Consider the following 1,294-nt stretch of genomic DNA (forward strand, 5'->3'; position numbering starts at 1 on the left):
TTTTACTTTAGGTTGCGTATTGGAAGATCAAGAGCATCAAGTCGCTAAAGAAGAAAGGGAAACACCTACTACTGATAGTATGCCGCCATTATTACGACAAGCTATCGAATTATTTGATCACCAAGGTGCAGAGCCAGCCTTCTTATTCGGCCTTGAATTGATCATATGCGGATTAGAAAAACAACTTAAATGTGAAAGTGGGTCTTAAAAGCAGCATAACCTTTTTCCGTGATGGTAACTTCACGGTAACCAAGATGTCGAGTTAACCACCCTTTAGATTCATAAAGCGAAAATAATGCGGCTCCAACGTACCCACCTAAATGGAAACGGCGTTCACTCCAATCTAAACACGCACAACAGATTTTACGTGAATGTTTGGAAGGAACGTCAATTCCCATTTCATGAAAATATTGAATACCACTTAATGTGATCATTGAACCATTTTCAGTGATCCATTGCTGTTGACAAAGGGAATCATAGATCTTAACGGCAACTTCGCCAGCTAAATGATCATAGCAAGTACGTGCTTTTCGTAAATGCACTGGCGTGGAAACTTTGGCATGTACGCCATGGTTTAAGGAGATCCCCATCATACTTTCCATCAATTCAGCAATATCTTTTCCTGCTAGCCGAAAATAACGATGCTTGCCTTGAGCTACTACTGTGATTAGCTGGCAATCTAATAATTTAGATAAATGACTGCTCGCCGTTGAAGCTGATATATTCGCCACAGAACTTAGCTCAGTGCTGAGAGATCCCCTCATAATTTCCCCAAAGCGTAACCATGTGTGAATAAATTTTGAGCTAGTAGGGTTGCAGCCACGAGTAAGTCTTCCCTTGTTATTGTGTAGCCAGAATGCCGCAAAACTTCCATGCCTAAGCGAACTGTTGAGAGTACGTTTCGATTTCTGACTGTGTTAGCCTGGAAGTGCTTGTCCCAACCTTGTTTCTGAGCATGAACGCCCGCAAGCCAACATGTTAGTTGAAGCATCAGGGCGATTAGCAGCATGATATCAAAACGCTCTGAGCTGCTCGTTCGGCTATGGCGTAGGCCTAGTCCGTAGGCAGGACTTTTCAAGTCTCGGAAGGTTTCTTCAATCTGCATTCGCTTCGAATAGATATTAACAAGTTGTTTGGGTGTTCGAATTTCAACAGGTAAGTTAGTTGCTAGAACCCATGGCTCCTTTGCCGACGCTGAGTAGATTTTAGGTGACGGGTGGTGACAATGAGTCCGTGTCGAGCGCTGATTTTTTCGGCCTTTAGAGCGAGATTTATACAATAGAATTTGGCATGA

The 1,294-nt window shown here is 42.8% G+C and carries 3 pseudogenes; 1 reads left to right on the plus strand and 2 read right to left on the minus strand.

What is annotated here, in order from left to right:
• Positions 1-208: pseudogene (gene tetR(B), locus PSF42_RS20620) on the plus strand (tetracycline resistance transcriptional repressor TetR(B)); the annotation flags it as partial.
• Here tetR(B) and PSF42_RS20625 read toward each other — a convergent pair.
• Positions 186-761: pseudogene (locus tag PSF42_RS20625) on the minus strand (helix-turn-helix domain-containing protein); the annotation flags it as partial. The pseudogenes tetR(B) and PSF42_RS20625 sit on opposite strands and share 23 nt — an antisense overlap.
• Positions 761-1,294: pseudogene (locus PSF42_RS20630) on the minus strand (IS4-like element ISVsa5 family transposase); the annotation flags it as partial. The pseudogenes PSF42_RS20625 and PSF42_RS20630, both read right to left, overlap by 1 nt.

This window comes from Providencia sp. PROV032 (genome assembly GCF_028484875.1).
Lineage (GTDB): Bacteria > Pseudomonadota > Gammaproteobacteria > Enterobacterales > Enterobacteriaceae > Providencia > Providencia rettgeri_E.